This window comes from Chryseobacterium echinoideorum (genome assembly GCF_007474535.1).
GTDB classification, from domain to species: Bacteria; Bacteroidota; Bacteroidia; order Flavobacteriales; family Weeksellaceae; genus Chryseobacterium; species Chryseobacterium echinoideorum.
Genome location: NZ_VKNW01000006.1, coordinates 103965 through 126729, shown reverse-complemented (window position 1 = coordinate 126729; position 22765 = coordinate 103965). Strand labels below are relative to the sequence as shown.

19 protein-coding genes are annotated in these 22765 nt (G+C 41.9%); all 19 read left to right on the top strand.

Going from position 1 to position 22765, the window contains the following annotated elements; translation table 11 throughout:
- The first annotated feature begins 1 nt into the window (after position 1).
- Positions 2 to 316, top strand: coding sequence for a hypothetical protein (locus FOL89_RS09455; RefSeq protein WP_024567405.1), 315 nt, complete (start codon positions 2 to 4; stop codon positions 314 to 316).
- A complete protein-coding gene (locus FOL89_RS17700; RefSeq protein WP_228444888.1) occupies positions 313 to 459 on the top strand; it encodes a hypothetical protein in 147 nt (48 codons plus the stop codon). Before FOL89_RS09455 ends, FOL89_RS17700 begins: the two co-directional genes overlap by 4 nt.
- Before the next feature lie 281 nt (positions 460 to 740).
- A complete protein-coding gene (locus tag FOL89_RS09450) occupies positions 741 to 3362 on the top strand; it encodes a TraG family conjugative transposon ATPase (RefSeq protein ID WP_228444887.1) in 2622 nt (873 codons plus the stop codon).
- On the top strand, positions 3349 to 4017 hold the full coding sequence (locus tag FOL89_RS09445) for a hypothetical protein (RefSeq protein ID WP_144282576.1): 669 nt from the start codon (positions 3349 to 3351) through the stop codon (positions 4015 to 4017). Before FOL89_RS09450 ends, FOL89_RS09445 begins: the two co-directional genes overlap by 14 nt.
- Positions 4018 to 4060: 43 nt before the next feature.
- Positions 4061 to 4768: a hypothetical protein gene (locus tag FOL89_RS09440; protein WP_024567402.1), complete on the top strand. Its 708-nt coding sequence runs from the start codon at positions 4061 to 4063 to the stop codon at positions 4766 to 4768.
- 2 nt (positions 4769 to 4770) lie between these two features.
- Positions 4771 to 5436 (top strand): hypothetical protein, encoded by a 666-nt coding sequence (locus FOL89_RS09435; protein ID WP_144282575.1) that lies wholly within the window; start codon positions 4771 to 4773, stop codon positions 5434 to 5436.
- Between the two features lie 4 nt (positions 5437 to 5440).
- The gene (locus FOL89_RS09430) at positions 5441 to 6271 is read left to right on the top strand and encodes a hypothetical protein (RefSeq protein WP_144282574.1); all 831 of its coding nucleotides are present in this window, start codon (positions 5441 to 5443) and stop codon (positions 6269 to 6271) included.
- A gap of 2 nt (positions 6272 to 6273) precedes the next feature.
- On the top strand, positions 6274 to 7524 hold the full coding sequence (locus FOL89_RS09425; RefSeq protein WP_144282573.1) for a type IV secretion system protein: 1251 nt from the start codon (positions 6274 to 6276) through the stop codon (positions 7522 to 7524).
- A 36-nt stretch (positions 7525 to 7560) separates the two neighbouring features.
- Complete coding sequence (gene traK / locus FOL89_RS09420; protein ID WP_144282572.1) at positions 7561 to 8175, top strand: conjugative transposon protein TraK; 615 nt, start codon at positions 7561 to 7563, stop codon at positions 8173 to 8175.
- 2 nt (positions 8176 to 8177) lie between these two features.
- A complete protein-coding gene (locus tag FOL89_RS09415; RefSeq protein WP_125202441.1) occupies positions 8178 to 8531 on the top strand; it encodes a hypothetical protein in 354 nt (117 codons plus the stop codon).
- 316 nt (positions 8532 to 8847) lie between these two features.
- On the top strand, positions 8848 to 9774 hold the full coding sequence (gene traM / locus FOL89_RS09410) for a conjugative transposon protein TraM (protein ID WP_317130102.1): 927 nt from the start codon (positions 8848 to 8850) through the stop codon (positions 9772 to 9774).
- Positions 9775 to 9776: 2 nt separating this feature from the next.
- Positions 9777 to 10646 carry a DUF4138 domain-containing protein gene (locus FOL89_RS09405; protein ID WP_144282570.1) on the top strand — a complete coding sequence of 290 codons (870 nt, stop codon included), beginning with the start codon at positions 9777 to 9779 and terminating at the stop codon, positions 10644 to 10646.
- Between the two features lie 2 nt (positions 10647 to 10648).
- Positions 10649 to 10888, top strand: a complete 240-nt coding sequence (locus FOL89_RS09400; RefSeq protein WP_144282569.1) for a hypothetical protein — start codon at positions 10649 to 10651, stop codon at positions 10886 to 10888.
- A gap of 6 nt (positions 10889 to 10894) precedes the next feature.
- Positions 10895 to 12883, top strand: coding sequence for a type IV secretion system DNA-binding domain-containing protein (locus FOL89_RS09395; RefSeq protein ID WP_144282568.1), 1989 nt, complete (start codon positions 10895 to 10897; stop codon positions 12881 to 12883).
- Between the two features lie 3 nt (positions 12884 to 12886).
- Positions 12887 to 13723, top strand: a complete 837-nt coding sequence (locus FOL89_RS09390; RefSeq protein ID WP_144282567.1) for a M23 family metallopeptidase — start codon at positions 12887 to 12889, stop codon at positions 13721 to 13723.
- The gene (locus FOL89_RS09385) at positions 13713 to 14435 is read left to right on the top strand and encodes a hypothetical protein (protein WP_144282566.1); all 723 of its coding nucleotides are present in this window, start codon (positions 13713 to 13715) and stop codon (positions 14433 to 14435) included. The genes FOL89_RS09390 and FOL89_RS09385 overlap by 11 nt, the downstream gene beginning before the upstream one ends.
- Before the next feature lie 9 nt (positions 14436 to 14444).
- Complete coding sequence (locus FOL89_RS09380; RefSeq protein ID WP_144282565.1) at positions 14445 to 16820, top strand: JAB domain-containing protein; 2376 nt, start codon at positions 14445 to 14447, stop codon at positions 16818 to 16820.
- Positions 16821 to 16895: 75 nt separating this feature from the next.
- Positions 16896 to 17576 (top strand): hypothetical protein, encoded by a 681-nt coding sequence (locus tag FOL89_RS09375; RefSeq protein WP_144282564.1) that lies wholly within the window; start codon positions 16896 to 16898, stop codon positions 17574 to 17576.
- Positions 17569 to 22698 (top strand): helicase-related protein, encoded by a 5130-nt coding sequence (locus tag FOL89_RS09370; protein ID WP_144282563.1) that lies wholly within the window; start codon positions 17569 to 17571, stop codon positions 22696 to 22698. The genes FOL89_RS09375 and FOL89_RS09370 overlap by 8 nt, the downstream gene beginning before the upstream one ends.
- The last annotated feature ends 67 nt before the right edge of the window (positions 22699 to 22765 follow it).

The following is a 22765-nucleotide window of genomic DNA, read 5'->3' as shown; positions in this document are numbered from 1 at the left end:
GATGGGATACTACCTGTACAAGGGGCTCAAAAAACCCCTTGTATTCTTCGGACTCAAAGGCAAATACATCATTTATGCGGTAGCCGTCATCGGCGCAGGTGTGGTTGCGGCACTCATCTTATCCAAATTCGGATTGCTGGGTTCATTATTAGGTTTATTGGTAACCGCAGGAGGTGTCTACCTCATTTTCAAGAAGCAGGACAAAAACGGACTCTACGACAAGACCAAAAATTTTGACCAGATATTCATTTTTCCAAAAAAACTCAACAACAAAAGATTTTTAAAAGATGGTAAAGACAAAGAAACAGGCATTTGACATTCCCTTCATCGGCTACGATTACGGAAAGGATTTTGGATGGGATTTTGATGTCCTCTTCGGACAGTACGGGAATCCGATTATCGGCATCAGAACTAAGAACATTGTGGAACAGTATTCCGCCGACCCAGACAACTACCTGAACTTCCATACCGTGCTGAATCAAGTCGTATCCATTATTGGCGAAGGAAGAATCGTTCAAAAACTCGACATCTTTTCCAAAAAGAGATATACCGCCGAATCCTCCAACCAGTTCCTCCAGCAGAAATACTCCGAGCATTTTGACGGAAGACTATTTAAAACCATCGAAACGGTACTCCTGTTTACGGACATTGTGGACGACAAACTCAAGAAGAAAAACAAGCACTACCAGTTTTCCGAAAAAAGTTACAAGGAACTTCGCGACAAATGCCAAAAGGTGTTGATGCTCTTGAAGCAGAGCGGTTGCGAACCCCAATTTTTATATAAGAAAGATTTTGAATACTACATTTCGGGTGTATTGTCGATGCAGTTTACGGAAACCCCGGTTTTTGACAATATCAAAAGTACCAACGAATATCTCCAAATCGGAAACCGCTTCGTCAAAAATATTTCCTATGTGGATGTCGAAAATATCGACCTGCCTTCAGAAATAGATCCTTTTTCCATATTGGGAGGAAACGGAGCAGCCTCGGAAACGGCGGTGGACAACTTCACCTTCATCAACGAATTGGAGGATTACGAAACCATCATCTACAATCAGGTCATCACCATTCCTCTGCAGGCGCAACAACAGCGGGAACTCGACAAAAAGAAAAAGAAGCACGAGGGGGCGGCAAACAACTCTCCATCCAACGCCATTATTGCGGAAGAAATCCAAACGCTTCTCCACAATATCGCCATCGACGGACAACTCGTGGTCAATGCCCATTTCTCCCTAATATTTTCAACACATACACTGGAAAAAATGGAAGGAATACAGTCGATGATCGAGAACAAGCTCTTTACGAAGGGGATTATCGTCTCCAAGAACGCCTACAACCAGCTCGAACTATTTCGCTCCGCCATTCCAGGCAATGCCACGGAACTTCGGGAATACGATTTATTTATGACGACAAGCGAAGCGGCCTTGTGTTTTTTTTTTAAAGAAAGTTACCCCGTGAACGAGGAATCCAATTTTTATCTGCGTTTTACCGACCGACAAGGCGTTCCATTGAAAGTTGATCCGGCGGACTTGCCGATGAAGACAGGAAGAATCAACAACCGAAACAAGTTTGTCCTCGGTCCGTCAGGTTCTGGAAAGTCCTTCCTGATGAACAATATCGTTGAGCAATACCTGACCTACAATTATGACGTGGTCATTGTGGACACGGGAGATTCCTATTCGGGAACCTGCAAATACAAAGGCGGGAGATACATCCAATACACTGAAGAAAAACCAATCACCATGAATCCTTTTTTTATGGACAAGAAAGAGTTCAACATCGAAAAAATAGAATTTTTGACCAATTTGATTTTCCTGATTTGGCAAGGTCCCGATGCCACGATGTCGTCCGCACAAAAATCTATTTTGGACAATGTGCTGATGTCGTATTACCACCAATATTTCAATTCGGGAACCAGGTGGTATGAGCATAAGACCTCGGAGGAACTCATTCTCTATCTGAACAAATACAACATCCACGAGGAAGACATTATTTCAGATTTTGAGAACCAGTCGAACGGACAGTACAACTATTACGATATTTTGGGAATCGCTTTCGATGCAGGTTCTGACGAGATTAAGGAGGCTTTCCGAAAACTCGCCATCGAATATCATCCGGACAAGAATATGAACAACCCGAATTACGACAGCGAAAAATTCTACAAGGTTTACGAAGCTTATGAAACCCTGAACGATGAAGATAAGAGAAAAATTTATAATGAGACGCAACTCATTCTCATCAAGTCCAATGAAATTATCAGGCAGCCGAAAACGACGGAAGAATGGAACGAGTCCTTCCGAAAAACCATTATCAAAAAGATAAAGGAACTCGAAGAAAAATTGGAGGCAAAAGAACTTTCCTTCAACGGATTCTATGACTACTGCGATAAATTTCTTCCCCTTTACCTGAACAATAAGAAACACCACATCACCGAAAAGGAATTTAATTTAAGGACATTCCTGTTCGTGTTAAAGGATTTCTACAAAGGCGGAAGATACGGAACTACACTCAACGAAAGTGCAGACAATACGCTCTTTGACGAACCATTTATCGTCTTTGAAATCGACAATGTAAAGGACAACCCGAAACTGTTTCCAATCGTGACGCTCATCATCATGGACACGTTCATCCAAAAGATGCGGCTCCGAAAAGACCGCAGAAAGGCGCTCATCATCGAGGAAGCGTGGAAGGCTATTGCCAGCAAACTGATGGGCGGATATATTCTCTATCTCTACAAGACGGTTCGGAAATTTTGGGGAGAAGCCGTGGTCGTTACACAGGAATTGGACGACATCATCGGAAATGCCGTCGTGAAAGACAGCATCATCAACAACTCCGATACCTTCATATTGTTAGACCAGACGAAGTTTAAGGACAACTTCGACAAGATCGCCTCACTGCTTTCATTGAACAAGGTGGAGCAAAACAAGATTTTCACCATCAATAATTTAAACAACAAGTTTGGAAGAAGCCGTTTCAAGGAATTTTATCTGAAGCGGGGTTCCAAAGGAGAAGTTTACGGCAATGAGGTTTCCTTGGAGCAGTATTTAACCTACACCACGGAAAAACCCGAAAAATCCGCAGTCGAATACTATGTCCAACAATACGGAAACTACGACGAGGCTTTGCTCAAGATTGTGGATGATTTGAAAAATTTTGGAGACAGCCTCGAAAACTTGGTATCGCTCGTCAACCTTTATCAAAAGCCATTGGACAAAAAGGTGGTTTCCTATTTCATGATGATGAAAAAGAGCCACAAAGGGCAAAATTTCTTCAAAATCATATCGCAGGAACTGGAAAACCGAAGTATCCATTTTTCAGAATTAATCAACCAAAAACACGAGGAATATGAAAAAGTTTAGTCTAAAAATGCTGATGATGCTTTTCCCACTCTTGGGTGTGAAAGCATTCTCCCAAAACACCTACATCGACCCGACGGTAACGGCGGCAATGATTCTCTATTCAGAAAACCTGAAAGCCAAGCAGAACGACGTGATTGATGAAACCTCCAAACTCAAGGATGCCCAAGCGTGGGTGGGAACCCAGATGGTGGTTGCCAACGACATTCAGAATAAGATTCTGAAAGGTCTGAAGGAAGTTTCGGGAACCTTGCAGAACGGCATACAGGTAAAGGAAATCTACTCCGAACTCAATAAATGCTACAATTATTCATCGCAGGTAGTTCAGTTGGCATCGGCACATCCACAATATGCCATTTTCGGGGTAAAGGCTTCACAGAAAACCTATGAACAGAGTATAAAAATAGTGACTGATGTCTCCGACATCCTCGCCTCGGGAGAGCTGAACCTTGCCACTGCGGGAGACCGATACAAGATATTGCACAACATTTCCGAGAATGTCAAAAACCTAAAGCTTTGGCTTCTGGCAATCAAGTTAAGACTGGAAAAAGCCAATCGTTTGGGATTCTGGAACTCCATCAATCCATTTGCAGGATACATCAATACCGACAAGGGAATTGTAGAAAATATTATGAACCGATACAAAAGAAATTTCTAGCCCCTGTCCCCAAAGGGGAACAATGTAAAAAAATAAGATGAAAATGAAACATCCCATAATTAACGCTTTAAAAAGCCCCCTTCGGGGGTTTGGGGGCTTGCTGATTTATTTTGTGCTCACTTCATCCAGTGGCGGCTCCACGCCGTCTTGGCAGCAGGAAAACGTATCCTTTCCGATGATGAACCTAGAAATCAAGGCGACGATGGATGAAAACGAGAGGCAGAAGGAGATGCGGAAAAACCAAATTGCCAATGCCACGGTGGAAACCGCCAACAAAACCCAGTGGAACAATTTCAAGGACAAGGTGACCAAAATTCAGGACAGACTTCGAATCGTATCGTTCGCCATTCAAGCGATTCCCACAGGAATTGCGATGAGCAGGGAGATTACGAAAATCACCCAAAACCAACAAGCCATTATCCATGAAATCAGTACGGCTCCCTATTCCATCATCGCGGTTCTGCCTTCGCAAGTTCAGTTTGTGGACGATCTGCAAATGGTGACGAGGCTGATTGTCGGGATTGTGGTTTCCTATGGGGCAATGAACCAGATGGAAAAGTCGGAGCGCAAGATTTTATTGGATTATGCCTTGGGAGAAGTCAAGACGCTGAGCAGAAATTCTACCCATATGCTTTTAAAGATTCGGGACATCAAGGCAAAAGTTTTACGAAACAAAAGAGCCTTTCAATACTATGTGAATCGGGACAAACAAGTGGTCGAGAACATTATGAAAAACATTAAATCCTTTTAAAAATGAGAAAACTATTTATTGGAGGAATCTTGTTTTTTTCTGTTGGTTTGGTAAGCGGACAGCAGATTGTCATCAACGACAAACTCTTGGCGCAGATGACCACCAATCACGGCGTAAGGCTGGGAAGCGAGCAGGCTTTTCTAAACTCTTATGAAAAACAGAAGGAACTGTACGACGACATTAAAAGCCAGACCGCACAGATCATAGCCATTCAGGAATACATCTACCAGCAGTTAAAAAATGTCAACTCGGCACTTACGCAGAGCAAAAAGTTAATCTACCTGTACCAATATCTGGGAAAGGTGGCGAACAACTCCAACAAGATGCTGGACTTATCGGCGCAACATCCGGAATATGCCGTCTTGGTTTCCAAATACTATGTCGAAATCGGCAAACAGACCTTAAAACTCAAGCAGGAAGTCACGCAGGATATTTTGAACGAGAACAAGGATTTCCTGATGGATCCGATGGACAGGGAGATGCTTATTGAAAAGGTGTTTACCCGAGTTCGGAACATCAATGGAAACATCCTCTACATCATATTGCGGTTAGAAAACGCCAAGAAGATTCCGTACCTGTACCAGGTTCCAGTGCTAAGAAACTACCTCAATATCGACAGGGCGATTGTCGGAGACATTATCCAGAAATACAAATACATATTCAATTAAAAAGATGAAAAAATTAGTTAAAAAATTTGCCCTCGTTCCGCTTTTGCTGACAGCAGTCGGCGTATTCGGACAGTTTACCGTAAAGCGGTTGAACGATCCCTCCATCGTTGCCCAGCACAAAAGGATGGTGTTCCAGAGTTGGGGCGACTGGCGTCCCTATCCAAAATATCTTTTGGGCATTCAGACCAACTTTGCGTATGCCACGGTTTGGGGAATGTGGGCTCCCAGCAGAAACAGGGACTATAAGGATGGAGAAGACATCCGGCCGCTAAAACCTACGGGACTTCAAAACCAGCGTTTTGCGCAGGTCAAATTTCAGGAAGAGGAGGCAAAAAAGATAAAGGCGGCTTCCGACACCATCTATAAAAGAAGCGTCCAAGACTTTGCCCATTGGACTTCTGCGACGGTTGATGCGGACCCGCTCTGGTTGCTCTACTACAAACGGATGTTGAGACCCATTACCGAATTTCCAGACACGCCACAAAATTTTGTGGAATGGAGGCTGAAGAACCAACAAACCTACGAAACGCTCAATACCACTGGAACCTTAAAAAGACTTCAGGAGGAATTGGACTTAATCAAGGAAAAATATTCAATGTCGAGGTCGATGGATATGCCGAGAGGAAAACGCTTTTTGATGTACCATGACACCCTTATCAAATGGAGAAGGTTCGTGCTGGAATTAAGGAAACACAACGATAAGACGACACTTCTTTTGGACTATAAAAATATTCTGAAAAACCATTCGCCTTATGCATTGCCACAGGCTTGGACTCCCGCTTCCGACAAGCAGATCATCCACAACACGATGCAGCAGTACAAACATAAATTTTAGTGATGAAAAGAAATACTACACCCTTATTTTGCCTCTTGGCAATATTGCTGCCGATAATCGGCTTTGCCCAAACCGACGGCGACTACAGCAACCTGCTCCAATTTCTAAAGGGCGACGGCGCATTTGAGAAATGGTTTATGGAGGTCTTTACCAAACTGGACAACAGCGTTCAAGACGGTGCTGTCGGATCCGCTTTGGTCGGAAGGGCTATCGGAGGACTGGGAGCGTTGATGTATCTCGGATACATGGGTTGGCAAATGGCGGCAGGCGACCGGGAATGGGAAATCACCCCGATGCTCAAACCCATCCTTATTGGATTTACCCTGGTGTACTGGAGTGGATTTGTCAATCTGATTCAGGCACCCTTTGAAGCCATTGCAGAACCGGGAATCGCCATCTTCAGCGACATCGAGTCCGAAGTGAATGATTTGAGGATTCAACGATTCAAGAAACAGCAACAGTTACTCGATGCCGTCATCAAACTCAAAGCTGACGAGGATGCGAAGCAGGACGTCATCAACAATACCGGCAAAGATGCCGACGACTCTTGGTTCGACATCAGCGAGGGACTGGATAAACTCATTCAGCCAATCAAGGAATGGCAGTTACGGATGGAGTTCCAACTCCAAAAACTGGTTGCAGAAATTATCGAGTTCGTTTGCCTTTCCATCCTTCGAATCTGTGTCTACCTTATTTTCTTCATCCAAAAAATTTGGGCCTACATCCTTATTATTCTGGGACCTATCGCTGTGGGAATGGCACTCGTTCCAGGATTTGAAAACTCGCTGTACAGCTGGGTTTCCAAGTTCATCAACATCAACCTGTACACCTTTGTTGCCTATACCATCATCAATATCGGTCAGCAACTGATCGCTTCGGGTTACGAGATGGAGATTGAGCGATACGACACCCTTTTAACGAACGGAACCATCACCAATCTGGACGCCTTGATGGTCTATGTGAGCAATTCCGGAATGATTTACAATGGACTTTTTACCTGTGTCGCCTACATCGTGACGGGAATCGGGGTATTGATGACGCCTACAATCGCCGACACCATCGTTACAGCGGGAGGCGCAGGTGCAATGACCAAGATGAAGAGTGCGGCAGGAAGAATGGCGAATGCAGCCAAAACAACGGTATTAGCCGCAAAAACTGGCGGAGCCTCAGTGGCTGGAGCCGTCGCGAAGTCAGCCATATCAGGTTCCGCATCGGGAATGGTCAATACCGCAATGAAAAACAGAAGTAAATAAACCGACAACTATCAACCAACAACAATTAAATATACAATGCTGATTAAAAATATTGAACAAAGAATTAAAGTCAACAAGATTGTTTCATTGGGAACCGTGGCATTTGCCGTAATTATCGTATTGGCGGGCTTCTTCTTTGCCTATAGGATGATTCAGGATTCCAGAAAGTCCATCTACATTTTGGACAATGGCGTTCCGGTATTGGCAAAACAGACCGATGTCCTGCTAAACCGTCCCGTGGAATACAAAGCCCAAATCGAGCTCTTCCACCGACTGTTTTTCACTTTGGCTCCCGATGATGCCTACATCAAGGAAAATATCCAAAAATCGCTGTATCTCATTGACGACAGTGGAAAAAAGGAATACACCAACCTCAAGGAGAAAGGTTTCTATAACCAGATTGTGGCTTCCAGTTCTATGGTGAGTATCCATGCCGATTCCATTCAATTGGATATGGAGCAAAAGAAATTCTCCTTCTTCGGAAAGCAGATGATTACCAGAAAGTCCGCCGTGATTACAAGGAAATTGATCACCGAAGGATTCTTTGACGACATCATCAGAAGCCCAAACAATCCTCACGGTGTGATGCTGAAGAACTGGAGAATCATCGACAACGAGGAAATCTCCAACCAAACCAAAAATTCTTATTAAAGATGAAAAATTTTCTAAAACAAAACGCAAAAAAGGGATTGGAATGGGCGGCAAAAAATCCGAAGAAGTTTTTCACCTATTCGATGGTATTTCTCTCCGTGTCATTTATAGGATCGCTGGTACAGGGAATTTTCTTCCCGAATGAATCGGCATTTAAAATTAAACCTCCAATGCTGTATTCCAAGAGTAACAAATCGGAACAGGTGGGCAAAAACCAAGAGAAAGAAATGGAAAAAATAGTGAATGAACTTCAAACTTTAAAATTGAAAAGAGACCGAAAGGAACTACAAAAAGAAGACAGCCTGAGAATAGAATACCTGTACAACCAATACCAAGAACTAAAAAACGGCCGGTAGCACCGGAGTCAATTTATCCAAAAATAACAACTCAATGAATAAAATCAACTTTAAGGAAAAAAAATATGTGATGCCCCTTCTGGCATTGCCGTTCCTGCTGCTCTTTGTGTATGTGGGTGCCCAATTTACCAAAGAGGACACCTCTAAAAAAGACAAGCCGAAAGAACTTTCCCTATCTCTGGGAGAAACACGGGACTCCATCATGACGAAGAATGATGCCTACGACGCCTTTTTCAAGAAGGACGACAATAGGACGATGCTCGGAGGATTGGACAAGGAACAGGATAGCCTGCTCAGTTATGAAGACCAGTTGTCCTTGGACCAGAAAAGAAAAATAGACTCACTAAAGGCGGTATCGAGCAGACAAAATCAGCAGGCGTCAAAAGGAGGCAACTCTTCCTACTACAATCCAAAACAACAAAACGAGGACAAGGACTTTAAAAGGTCTTCCGAAATCATTAGAATGCTGAACGACAAATCCTACGGAAAACAGGAAAATGAGCAATTATCAGAAAATACAAAATCTGGTAATCAAAATACCCAGCAAGACCCCGTAAAATATCTGAAACAGCAGATGCTCGTCATGGATTCCTTAGAAAAAGCGAGGGATCCCGAATACCAAGCCAAACTATTGGCGGAACAGAAACTCAAAGCCAACAAGGAAAAAATGGACGAGTTCCTCAATTCTACCTTCAATGTCGGCAAGTCGGGAATCAACAGCGAGTTCAATGCCTTCTACAGGGAAAATGAGAACAGCTTTATCAAAGCCGTCATTGATGAAAACAACAAGGGATTTCTGGGAAGCAGAATCCGGTTCCGATTATTGGAAGACATCTTCGTCGGCAACAAAAAAATTGAGAAAGGTTCCATCCTTTACGGACAAATCTCTGGATTTTCCATGCAGCGGGTTGACCTCAAGATTGTCTCGGTATTTACAAGGGGAGAAATTTTACCAGTCAACCTCTCCATCTACGACATTGACGGCATGAAGGGGCTTTATGTTCCCGAAAGCGTCTTCAGGGACATGATTCGGGAAATGGGAAGCAACTCCGTACAGGGAACGCAGATGGATATGGGCGGACAGGGATTTTTCACGAGCATCGGCTCCAAACTCTTCACGTCCACATCAAAATCCATCGCCAACCTCATTAAAACCAACAAAGCCAAACTGAAATACAACTCTTATGTATTTCTCATCGACGAAAAACAGCTTAAAGACTCACAAAACCAACAAAAAAAATAAAAATGAAAACAGCAATCAATATCCTATTATTCCTTATATCCAACCTTTTTATTGCCCAAACCGCAACCAAGGAACAAGTCATTTCGGACTTGCCCGTACTCGTGATTACGGAGGGCGTCAACCTGCACATCATCTCACCGGAACCCATCCAATATGTGGATTTGTCCACCCAAAAACTCACGGGGGATTTACCGAACACCAATATTGCGAGAATCAAGATCACGGATGCTCCTACCAACGCCGACCCAAAAGAAAAAACAAAATCCACTTCTTTATTGAATGGCGACAAAATAGGAATTATCACGGTCGTAGGTCAGTCCTTTATAGCCCAATATAAGGCGGTTTATAGAAATTCGGAAAACAAAAACACCGTGACCAACATCCATATCCAGCCAGAAGAGATGCAGCCGATTGAACTGGACAAAACCCGCTTTTCCAACTTGGAGCTGACCAAGTTTGCGATGGACATCATAAAGAAGAAGACGGAGGAAAATCCAATCAGGGAGCAGAAAGACCTTAAACTCAGTATGCAGCTCAACAATGTGTACGTTATCAGCGACTACATCTTTCTCGATATGACCTTCAAAAACAGCTCGAACCTGAGTTACGATATCGAAGACCTAAAATTTTCCATCGAGGACAAAAAAATCTACAAGGCGACCAACAATCAAAGCATCGAGATGACACCGGTTTTTAGACTTTACGCCCCGAAACATTTCAGGAAAAATTTCAGAAACATCTATGTCTTCAAAAAATTCACCTTTCCGAACAGCAAGGTGATGATGATCCGCCTGATTGAGGAACAACTCTCGGGAAGAACCATCGAGATGAAGGTGAATTATTCAGACATTTTAAAAGCAGATACATTTTAGTCATGAACCCATTTCCAACAGAATTCATTATTGCCCTTCTCCTGACGTTCATCGTTTTCATCGCGTATTGCATATCCATAATTTTTTTATTCCGTCTCAGAAAAGCAAAGAAGGAAATAGAAATGGAAATTATGAAAATGGCTTATCTGAAAGCGTGGTATAAGGAGATTGCAGTGAAGATTTATGGTAAAGGCCTTATAGAGGAAAAAGAGAAAGAGTTTTTAAAAAACTACAATTTATAGGAAGTAATGCAGGAACAACAACACCAAATTAAAATCTACGGATTCCTTCAAAAGGCGGTTTATGCGGTCGTGGCACTGGATTGTGCGTCCCTTTTCTACCTCGATGCAGATATTCCTGTAGTTTCAAATCTATTGAAAAATTTTTCGAAGATGAGTTTCTTTTACCCACCCATCAACGCAAAGTTTGCGACCCTGATTCTCATTGGATTGGTCGCTGTCGGGACAAAGGCGAAGAAGAAAAAGGATTTGAACATCGCCACGGAAATCGTAATCCCCATGATATTGGGCTTGTTGATGATTTTTTCTTCACTCGTTTGGCAAAACGAGGCAGGAAACTCCAAACTCCCTAAAATTTTACCTGCGCTGAATCTTTATCAGGTCATTTATGCCGTATTGTCTTTTTTGGGTGCAGTAATCCTTCAAATGGGAGCAGACGCCATCTCAAAACTCATGCAACAAAAAATGGGAAAAGACCGATGGAATGTAGAGGAAGAAAGTTTTGCCCAAAATCAGGAACTTGTAGAAACGGATACCTCGATCAATATCCCATATCTCTTCAGATACAGTAAAAAAATCAACAAGGGATGGGTCAATATCAATCCATTTCGTGGGACGATGGTGATTGGAACGCCTGGAAGTGGAAAGTCTTTCGGAATCATCAATCCCGCAATCAGGCAAATGATAGCGAAAGGCTTCTGCCTGTGTATTTACGATTTCAAGTTTCCCGATTTGGCGCAGATTGCCTACTACCATTATCTGTTGAAGAAAAGCAAAGATTCGGGGTATGAATACGATTTTCATGTCATCAATCTAAACGAGGTTGAAAAATCCAAAAGGGTAAACCCGTTCAAAAAGGAATACATCCAAACTTTGGCGGAAGCACAGGAAATGGCGGAGTCTATGGTATCCTCGCTCCAAAAGGGAGGTTCAAGTTCGGGAGGCGGTTCCGATGCTTTTTTCACCCAATCTGCCATCAACTTTCTTTCGTCGAGTATCTACTTTTTTGCCACCTACGAGGACGGAAAATATTCGGATTTACCACATATCCTGACCTTTATGAACCGAAGTTACAAGGAGATTTTTGACACACTTTTTACCAACGAGGAAATATTCTCACTGCTTTCTCCCTTTAAGACGGCGTATGAAAACAAGGCATTTGACCAGTTGGAGGGACAGGTCGGAACCTTGAAGATATTTCTCTCACGATTGGCGACCAAGGAAAGTTTCTGGGTGTTTTCGGGCGACGAAGTGGAACTTAAAATTACGAACAGGGAGAATCCTTCCATCCTGATTTTGGCATCCGATCCAGGAACGCAGGACATCAATTCCGCCCTTTATTCATCGGTTTTGAACAGGACTTTACGACTCATCAACTCCAAACACAATTTGCCGGGAGGAATTATTGCTGACGAGTTTCCCACCATCTACATACATAAAATCGACAACGTGGTGGCGACCGCAAGGAGCAACAAAGTGGCGGTCTTATTGGGACTTCAGGAAATCCCACAACTCCGACAGTTTTACAAAAAAGAAGTTGCCGACACCATTTCCGCCATTGTTGGAAATATCCTTTCAGGTTCCGCAAGGGACAAAAATACTCTGGAATGGCTGGAGAAACTGTTCGGAAAAATCAAGCAAAAATCCTATTCCCAATCCATCTCCCAACAAGGAACGACGACCAGCATCAACGAGAAAATGGACTTTATGATTCCTGCAGGAAAAATTGCGACGCTCAAAACTGGTGAAATGGTCGGAATGATTGCTCAGGGCGAGGAAAACGACACCGAGGAATACAAAACTTCGGCGATGAACGGCAAAATCAATTTGGATATGAAGGCCATCAAACAGGAAGAACACAACTATGTGAAAATGCCTTCCTATTACTCATTTGTCGACAAAATGGGAAACAATAGGAAAAACGATGTCCTGATGACCAACTTCAGAAAAATCAATAAAGAGGTGGAACTCATTGTAAACGAACTTTCAAAAGAATAAATAATGAAACAAAAAATAATTAGAATCCTTTTACCTATCCTTTTTCTGATGGGAAATTGCCTCGCAGCCCAGTTCAATACGCTGACACCAATCATATCACAAAAAATCGAAGTTTTAATTCCCGTACAAAAAATGGCTGAAACCAAGGACAGGAAAGACAAAAAATCTTGGAAGGACGTATTCAACTTTACTTCAAGATCGGACTTAAAGACCGAGCTGGATTCACTGAAATCGTTGATGAAGCAGTATAACGGTGCAGAACACTTCAGGAAAATGCAGTATGAAAATCTGCAAGATTCCCTGCATCAACTGATTTTAAAGAGGGAAAATGATAAAATTAAAAACAATACCCAAATACAGCAAGCAATTAATATTTCTGATGAAAAAGAGTGGATGCCGTCCTTATCCAAAATCGTGATGCCGCTGAAGAGTAATCTGTACATCACTTCGGGTTACGGCTCAAGGATACATCCTATTTTTGGGAGTCTTAAAATGCACAACGGCATTGACCTCAAAGCCAACTATGAAGATGTTCACGCAGTGCTTGACGGAATCATTACCGAAGCAGGTTGGGATTCCAAAGGCGGTGGAAAATTTATCAAAATCAAACATTTTAACCGATTTGAAACTTCCTATCTGCACCTCTCCGAAATCTACTACAAAGTCGGGGAAAAAGTGAGGGCGGGCTTCATCATCGGGAAAAGTGGAAACACAGGGAACTCTACCGGACCGCACCTGCATTTTGCAGTAAAGGAGTTTGGACAAAGCATCAATCCCTACCATTTCTTAAACGACCTAAACAAAGCAAACAATTTAATAGCAACCTACTATGCAAACTGAAAACCTACCTACCGAAGAACTTAAAAAGTTCGGAATCATCAACGAAGATTTGTCATTTTCAAAAAAACTGAAAGCGGACGACATCCAAAAATTTCTGCAGGGCTACACCATCGTCGCCGACAACGACAAGAACAGGGCAACCTTCCAGCTCACGGAAAACAACACCCGACTGAAAGTCATCTTTTTGGAGCGGGATAGGAGTATCTCCGAAATCCTCAAGAACAGTAAGGATGGAATTGAGTATTCCACTATTCAAGACCTTTCAAACAAAAATGAGCCGAAACTTTCTCTTGAGAAAAAGGCATTCATCTATGACAAGGAAAACAATGTCGTAGCCGAGTTCGACCTCATTAAAAATGCCACCGAACTCACCGCAATCATTGCCGACAAGAAGGATGTCGTGGAAATGAACCGATATAGAAACGAACTCCAGAAACTGAAAAATTTTCTGATGGATAAAATAAACGAATATCCCGAAATCGCCAAGGAAATTTCCAACGACTTGAACATCGTTTCAAGAGAAATCAACACCGTGAACAGCATTTCTCCCGATGAGAGACAGATTTCAAAGGGAGACAATTCCGAAATCGACCTGAACGTCAATGACAGGGATAGATACGAAGATGCCAACAGAAACCGAGAAGAGCGGGAAGATGAAATCGAACAAGAAATCGAACAGGAGCAGGAAAAACGCCGTGGATTCCGCAGATAAAATTTTAAAATGATGGAAACACAAACGATTAATTACCAGAGCAAATATGGACCGAACACGAATTTCCAATTTCCGACGGATGAGGATACGCAATATCTCAAAACGTCGGCGGGCGAAGTATTACCCTACAAACTCTTCAGCGGGCGAAATGATGCTGACCCAAATTCCGGCATCCTACGGGAAAAGGACAATCAAGGATATTCCACTGATTTTGCGCTCGTAGAGCGGCAGTTTTCGGAAAACAAAAGTCTTTCATTCATGGCGGGAACCAAAATTTCTGATGTGAACGATGTGGCTTGGCTTTTCCGTGCGCTTGAAGACGAGGCGGTGGAACACACCTTTGCACTCTACAAATTCAAGGACGACAGTTATCTCGTTCAACATCTTTCGACAGGCGGAATTACTTCCACCGTTGTGGATTTACGGTTGTTGACGGGAAACGTCTTCAAAATGCAGCCCGAAAGCATCACGCTCGTCCACAACCATCCGAGCGGACAACTGATTTCGAGCAAACATGACCGACTCATGTTGCAAAGACTGCACGAAATTTTCGACCATACCGGAATAAAGGTGGAAGACGGCATCGTCATCAATCTGCGTTCGGGAAAATATTTGGTCTTCAATGGCGATTTGGGAAGCGACCGAGTGTTGGAACTTTCCGAGCAAAACCAACTGCAGGGAAAAGTCAGCACTTTTTCCTTTAACAAGCAGATTTTTGCCGCCAATTATCAGCCGTTCAAAATCAACAGTCCCGAAGATTCCGCCGCCTACATTTCAAGCCAAAAGTTCGGACTGTCCGACAAGACGGAAGCCATCATTCTGAACAATGCGAACGACATCGTAGGAAAATTCATTCTTCCACAACATCGACAATTCGAGAAACTGACGGAACTGCTGACGATTCACGCCGGAACGGGTGTCATCCTTTATGGAAACAATGTAAACGAGCAGATGTACAAGGAATACCGCGACAAACTCGAACTGATGGGGTTCACGGCTTTGGATGCGATTTTATTGGAAAGCGGAAACTACCACTCCCTCTACGAAGAGACCAAAATCAACGTCTATGACCACCTTTTGGATAAATTCAGCAAGAACCATCTGAATGCGGAACCCATTGTCGGCGTATCGGAAAACAACCTAAATAATAGTTACTCTAAATGTTTTAAAAATATGGAAGCACCACCACAAAAGGATTACGTCAAACTGTTTATTGACGATTCCGAAGGTCATACCAAGCACGAATTTGAAATCTCCTTGACGGAAGACGACAAAGTGAACTACAGCCAGATTGCCTCAAAAATCCAGCTGTATCGCAAGCCGGAAGACCATGTTTTGCTATTCGTTGGCGGAGAACTGCTTAACTACGAGGGAAATGAGAAAACCGAAAAAATCATCGACTCCCTTAAAAGTCTTTTTCTTCCCGACGACAAAAAACGGAGCAATTTATTCAGCCAAAATAACTTTCATTCGAGATTAAAAGAAGAAATGGATGCCACAAGGTCAGGATTTTCGATAGACGACATCATTGGAGAGCCTTCTACAAAGGATTACGCCAAAATGAACGGAAATACAATAACACAGCAATTACATAAAAACAAAGAATATTTTAACAATCAAACCCCAAACATTATGGAAACACAAAAAGAATTCAACCAGGTAGATTATCTAAAAAATCAACTCAAATACCTCGGTTTCGGCGAAGACGAAAAGCTTCACAAAGAATTGGAAAAAGGTATCAAGTCCAAAAACCAGCAATTCGAAATCAAAACTTCATCGGACAAGGCACTGCCCGGAAACAAGGTTGATTTTGCCTTGAAATTCAACAAGACGGAAACGGGTGGTGTTTTCCTCAACTCTTACGACGCCAAATTGAAGAACGAGAAAGGCGAAGAAATCACCCACAATTTTTCGGTAAACAGAGAAAATACCTTTACCGCAAAAGAAGCCGTAAATCTTTTGGAGGGACGGAGCGTGAAAATCGAGTTCCACAACCCCAAAAGCGACCAGTCGGAAACCGCCTTTGTGCAGTTCAACTTCGAGGAGCCAAAGACGGAGAAAGGAAACTATATGTTCCAGAATTTCTACAAAAACTACGGTGTCGATACCGACAAAATCGTGGAAAAAGCCAACCTCGTTTTCGACAAGCCGGAATACAGGGAAAACACCATCAAATCCCTTGAAAAAGGAAATGTGGTGAAAGTGAAATTTGAAATGGACGACAAAGTCGTGGAAGGAAAAGCTGTGCTCAATCCGCAATACAAGAACCTGAACCTTTACGACAACGACATGAACCGCATCAACACCAACAAACCCTTGCAGGGACTGGAAAATGAAGAAAAACAGGAAAAAGCCCATGTGAAGGAACAGAGCATCAAACGATAATAAATAATACCTGACTATTATCCGAAGGCGGTAAGTCAAATTTTGATTTGCCGCTTTTTTTTAAATGTAATCATTATGAAAATCAAATCCATATTTTTAGTCCTAGTTTCCATACTTTTTTTAAGTTCATGCCACAAGGAAATCAAATCCGAAAAAGGCGGAATAGACCTTATTTCTAATGTCTATTTTGATGCCTCCAGAGGATTGGACAAGATGCAGAGTTTCCACATCTCGAAAATGAGTTATTCGGAAAACCAAATTATCGAACTGGTTCCAGACCACACCTTTCCCGAAATGAATCAAAATGCCTATCTCGTGAGAGATTCTTTGTGCTATCCATTGGATGCTGAAGACGGCAACATCATTCTTTCCGATATTCTTGAAAAACAAAAACCGTCACCAGTTTGGAACAAGAAGGACGGCGCCATTTTCTCAAAAGAAATGATTCCCAACTATAAGAACAGGCGGAAACTCTCCGACACGGTGTTATTCAAGAAAAAATACAGACGCTTCGAAGTCAATTCTCCGTGGAACTATACCCGTTTCTACATCTATCCAACCGACACGATTCTGCCTTATTCCCTCTACAGACACGCCGAAAAGGACTACGGCGGAAGATTGGAGCGCATCGACTCCTACAACAAGAAGACCGACATCTTTGTAAGCCTGCAACTGCTTCCCAGAAAAAACTGGGACGACACGGCGAAAGACATTTTTGAGTTCAACCACTTCGTAAAAAACAGAAAAAGTGAGTGAGACATCCTATTTAAATCATTCTAGTTCAGAAATTTCCATTATTGAGGGAACTAAAAACGAACTGATTGTCTTTAACAGCGATAACGACAAAGATTCGTTTTTGGAACTTTTGAAACTAAACAATCAAAACAACGGCAGAACCCTTGTAACACTCAATTATAATGAAAATACTGGAAGCTTTGTCGAACGGTTCAAAAACTATGACGGAAAGATATTTCTTTGTCTGACTGGTGATGATGCGGGAAATAGGTCCACGCAAAAAATCCTCAATGAATTTCAAAATAAAAACATCAAGGACATCCGCATGCTGTATGGGATTTCTGAAAATGGGAATCAAAACTTGGAAGAATATTTAAAAAATAAACTCCAAGTTCAAGAGAAAAATACTACTTTAGTTGAACAAAAAACGATAAGAAATGAAGACGATGGAACTCAATCCGAAAGAATTTCCGACACTCAGCACTTGGGAGCCGAACTTCCTCAACGAAATTCTGGAGAATCTAAACAAACAAGCAAACCCAAGCAAAACGGAAATCACTTTGGAGGACAAGCTGTGGACGGCAACCATGCTGGAAATGGACTTGAAGACACAATCTGGAAGCATCTGGTCGGAAAACCAGAGCGAGGACCCGTTGACGGAACACAACCGCAAAATGCTGCAAAAAATGAGGGAGCAGAACATTCCTTGGGCGGAATCGTATCCGGGAGAAATGTATCCAATAGAATAGCAGAAATAGTAAAAACATCTACTCAAAACAATGAGGCATTAGGGGTTCTTATTTCAAAATATAAAGGTCAAAAACTGACCAATGAACAAGTTGCGGAAGTTGTTTCCGCAGCTTGTTTTGTTTCCAGCGATAAGCAAGTTAAACTCAAGGAAAGTCTTAACATTACCGAGGATTTAAAAGAGATCTGTCATCAATTCAAAAGTGGCGGAACAGCTAAAGAAGGCAGGGGTATTTTGGATGAATACTACACCGATTCAAGGATTGTAGATGCCGTCAGAAATTTAATCAAAGACCAGTTTAAGAACAGGCAGGAAATTTCGGTATTGGAACCCAGCGTTGGAACGGGAAATTTTCTGTATGCAGTGAAAGAATTGGGAATCAAGTCCAATATCACTGCCTTTGAAATCAACGAAACCACCGCAAAGATTGCGAAAATCCTTCATCCCGAAGCCCACATCCATCTCCGCTCCTTTGAAACCGAGTTTATCGACGAGAAAGGCAACAAGAAGGAATTTGCCGAAAAATACGATTTGGTTATCGGTAATCCACCCTACGGCGACCATCGCGGATTATACAAAGGTTTGGGAGAAGAACCCAAAATCTCCAAATACGAGGACTATTTTGTCAAAAGGTCTTTAGATTCTCTTAAACCCAATGGAGTTTTGGCAATGGTGCTTCCTTCGGGTTGGTTGAACCGACAAGCCCAACTAAAAAATGCAGATATTTTGGAAGGTTTTCGTCTGCCGAATGGTGCTTTTGCCGGAACTCAGGTAGGAACGGACATTATTATTCTGCAAAAAAATTCCCAGAAAATTTCTACAGATATTTCCAATTATTTTGAAAAACATCCCGACAGGATTTTAGGGGAAACCCGAGAGAAAACCAACCGTTTTGGGAGGTTGGAAAACTATGTCTATGGAAATTTAGAGGACGCCTTATCTAGGATTGAGCAACTCAAAAATAAAAAGCAGACCGAAAGAATTGGAAACCTCTTTGAAGATTTGTTTTTGGAGGTTGATCAACCTAAAGGAGAATCAAAAAGCAAAACTTTAGAAAACACCATTCCCGCTAAAACAGAAGAAATTGACCTTGCAGAAACGAAAGATAAAATTGAGCAAGTTCTTTCCAGACTTAATGAAGTAAAATTCAAATCTCCCGCAATTGAAAAGGAGATTGAGAAGTATTTCAAACTCCAAACCCAAATTTTTGATAATCCCCCAAATTTTTCGAAAGACCAAATTGATGAAATTCATCGTAAAGCGGATAAAATTATCCAGTCCCACAAAGAGAAAAATGCGGAATATCGAATTCAGACCAAACCGGAAATCAAGAAAGGGGTTTTAAAATACCAATTTTTCAAAGCCGATGAAATTGTGAATGCCTCGCTTCAGAACAGTACCGATATTACTAAAGAACAGATTGAGGCATTTCGGGACACTTCCTACGACGGCACATTAAACAATCACGGAAAGCACTACCAATTTGCCAACTATATGGACGGAAATTGGGTTCACGATTTTTATTACGCCGAAGGGAATATCTACGCCAAATTAGAACAACTGGAAATAGACTTTAAGGACAGGTTCTCGGTTGGCGGAACAGAAAATCAATATGAGAAACAAAAGGATTTACTCCTCAATGTTCTTCCAAAACCAAAAACTTTAGACGAAATCTCAATCAGTCCGAATCATGAATTTGTCCACCAGTTTGATTTGGGAACCATAGAAAAGGAACGCTGGAATCAAAACACAAGACAGACGGAAACTGTAACGGTTCCCTATAATCTTGCAGAAAAATTCAAGGATTTTGTCGGAACGCTGTCCAGTGAGGCATTTGCAGGTTCTTCATCTTGGGAAGTAAGAAGTTTTGTAGACAACGAAAACGTTACCGGAAGCGACAAGGAACGGAATGCCTTGGTTCGCGAAAGACGAAAAGTCGCCGCCAACGACTTGTTTCAAAAATTTTTGAGGGAAGAATTGTCGGACGCTTTAAGGAAGCGTTTTGTCAATGATTTTAACCGAAACTACAACAACATCTATGTTCCGGACTATTCAAAGTTTCCTTTGTTTTCAAAAATCCATTTGAATTTTAAAGGTCGAGAACTTAGATTAACTGAAGTTCAGAAAGGCGGAATCGGAAGGCAGACCACGAAAGGTGTCGGATTACTTGCACATGAAGTGGGATTTGGAAAAACATTGTCTGGAATCCTGTCCATGCACGAAGCGATGGAGAGAGGTAACGCAAAAAGACCGCTGATCGTTGTTCCCAATGACAGCATTTTAAAACAGTGGGTGGAAACGATTTTTGAAACCATTCCTGAAGCCAAAGTGAATATCTTGGGAAATCTTGGAAAAGACTTCGACCTCTCAAAATTTGATAATAAAGACGGGGAAATCACCATCGTCACTTACGAGGGTTTCAACAATATCGGTTTTTCTGAAAACATTACCCAAAGTCTGGCTTCCAAGTTTTCCTATATTTCAGAAAATGAACTGAGAAGCGTAAACACCATCAGCGAAAGGGATTTTCAAAAAGAACTGGAAAAAGAAAAAGAATTGGTGGGTAAAATGAAGCGGGGTAAGATTTACGATTGGGAAGACTTTGGTTTTGACCATCTGACTTACGATGAAGTCCACAACGCGAACCATATCGTAGGAAAAGTTAGAATAGAAGACCGCCGATTTGCTTCAGACTTTAGAAATCAAAACCAGCAGACTTCGAAACTGGGAATCAATACTTGGATGGCGGCGCAATACATTCAGGAAAAGAACGACGGCAGAAATGTTACCCTGCTTTCTGCAACGCCTTTTACCAATAAACCATTGGAATATTACTCTATTTTGTCATTGATTGCGAACAAGAGATTAGAAGAGTCGGGTTACATCAATGTCAACACTTTTTTTGAAACCTTTATGGAGGCGGACAACGATATGGAGATTGACGCGAAAGGTGATGTGAAATTCAAGGCGAATGTCCGTCGTTTTAAAAACAACTCCCTGTTTCAGCAACTTTTATCGGAATTTATTGACATCAAAGGCGAAGAAGATAATCCCGAATTGGTGCGACCCAACCGAATTAACAAGGAATATAAGATTGAGCAGAACGATTTGACGAGTGAGCAATATAAAATGCTCAATGAAAACTTTAGCGAGACCCAAAAAGGCGCAATTCTTACGCATATCCTTAATGCCCGTCTGATTGCGATTTCGCCGTATCTTTCACCATATTATGACGGAGAAGAGCCGTCATTGGAAGAATTCATAGAGGATTCTCCGAAACTGAAGCAGACGATGGATTTGATTAGGCAGAACAAAAAAGACATTCCGGATTCCGGTCAAATCATCTACTCTGAATTAGCTGTTTCAGAATTTCCGAAACTAAGGGAATATTTGGTACGGGAAGTCGGATACAAACCAGAAGAAGTCGGAGTCATCACTGGTTCGACAAGCAAGCCAAACCGATTGAAGATTCAGGACGATTTCAATTCGGGAAAAATAAAGGTGGTTATTGGAAGCGAGGCGATTCAGGAAGGAATGAACCTGCAGGAAAATACCACGGATATTTATATGCTTTCGCTTCCGTACAACTTTACTTCTCTACGTCAAGTGGAAGGACGCGCTTGGCGACAAGGAAACAGAAATGAAAATGTGCGAATTAATTTCATGTTGACTAATGATTCAATAGATGTCTTTATGCTTCAAAAACTGCAATCCAAACAGGCAAGATACTTGGAGGCAATGAAGAAAGGAGCCGATGTTTTGGATATTTCTGACATCAGCACACAGGAACTGAAAACCGCCATCATCACGAATCCGGAAACCAGAGCCAATATCGAAATTGAACTGATGAAAAAGCGTATTGAAACCGAGAAAAATAAATTTTTGGCTGATTCTGCTTTTGTTCTTCGAAAATATGACAGCTTCATCAAAATTCAAGAGGAAGTAACTAAGGCACAGCACAATTACAACCGAATTTTAGGCTATTCCAAGGAAGAGGGCGAAAATGCCGAATACTGGAAAAACCAGCTTCCATTCTATCAAAAAACGATTGATTTGACAAAAGAGAAAGTCCAAGAGGAAATTGACATTCTTTCACAAAAAGGAGTGAATGTGACGGAGATTGAACAACAAACAAAAATTACTGAAGATAAAATTGCGGAATTGGATAAAAGGTTGGAGGATTTGCCTAATGTTCGGGAGGGATTGGTTGAGAAGTATAGGGAGGAGAAGGAAATGCAGTTGAAAATTAATGAGACTGGAAATTATTTAGGGGAGCGAGCAATTGAAAATGTGCTCTTATTTAATAAAAATAATTCCGAACGGATTAATATAGCTATAGAAAGACTGGATGTGCAAAAAGAAGCTGAAAAAGAATATTACAAAATAGGGCGATAAAAAACAGGGACTCAAAGTCCCTGTTTTAGTCCCTGTTATACGTAAATCACTGATTTACAGAATTGTT

Coding starts and splice junctions, on each gene's coding strand:
- FOL89_RS09455 (WP_024567405.1), top strand. CDS start 2: ATGGGATACTACCTGTACAAGGGGCTCAAAAAACCCCTTGTATTCTTC.
- FOL89_RS09450 (WP_228444887.1), top strand. CDS start 741: ATGCTCTTGAAGCAGAGCGGTTGCGAACCCCAATTTTTATATAAGAAA.
- FOL89_RS09445 (WP_144282576.1), top strand. CDS start 3,349: ATGAAAAAGTTTAGTCTAAAAATGCTGATGATGCTTTTCCCACTCTTG.
- FOL89_RS09440 (WP_024567402.1), top strand. CDS start 4,061: ATGAAACATCCCATAATTAACGCTTTAAAAAGCCCCCTTCGGGGGTTT.
- FOL89_RS09435 (WP_144282575.1), top strand. CDS start 4,771: ATGAGAAAACTATTTATTGGAGGAATCTTGTTTTTTTCTGTTGGTTTG.
- FOL89_RS09430 (WP_144282574.1), top strand. CDS start 5,441: ATGAAAAAATTAGTTAAAAAATTTGCCCTCGTTCCGCTTTTGCTGACA.
- FOL89_RS09425 (WP_144282573.1), top strand. CDS start 6,274: ATGAAAAGAAATACTACACCCTTATTTTGCCTCTTGGCAATATTGCTG.
- traK (WP_144282572.1), top strand. CDS start 7,561: ATGCTGATTAAAAATATTGAACAAAGAATTAAAGTCAACAAGATTGTT.
- FOL89_RS09415 (WP_125202441.1), top strand. CDS start 8,178: ATGAAAAATTTTCTAAAACAAAACGCAAAAAAGGGATTGGAATGGGCG.
- FOL89_RS09405 (WP_144282570.1), top strand. CDS start 9,777: ATGAAAACAGCAATCAATATCCTATTATTCCTTATATCCAACCTTTTT.
- FOL89_RS09400 (WP_144282569.1), top strand. CDS start 10,649: ATGAACCCATTTCCAACAGAATTCATTATTGCCCTTCTCCTGACGTTC.
- FOL89_RS09395 (WP_144282568.1), top strand. CDS start 10,895: ATGCAGGAACAACAACACCAAATTAAAATCTACGGATTCCTTCAAAAG.
- FOL89_RS09390 (WP_144282567.1), top strand. CDS start 12,887: ATGAAACAAAAAATAATTAGAATCCTTTTACCTATCCTTTTTCTGATG.
- FOL89_RS09385 (WP_144282566.1), top strand. CDS start 13,713: ATGCAAACTGAAAACCTACCTACCGAAGAACTTAAAAAGTTCGGAATC.
- FOL89_RS09380 (WP_144282565.1), top strand. CDS start 14,445: ATGATGGAAACACAAACGATTAATTACCAGAGCAAATATGGACCGAAC.
- FOL89_RS09375 (WP_144282564.1), top strand. CDS start 16,896: ATGAAAATCAAATCCATATTTTTAGTCCTAGTTTCCATACTTTTTTTA.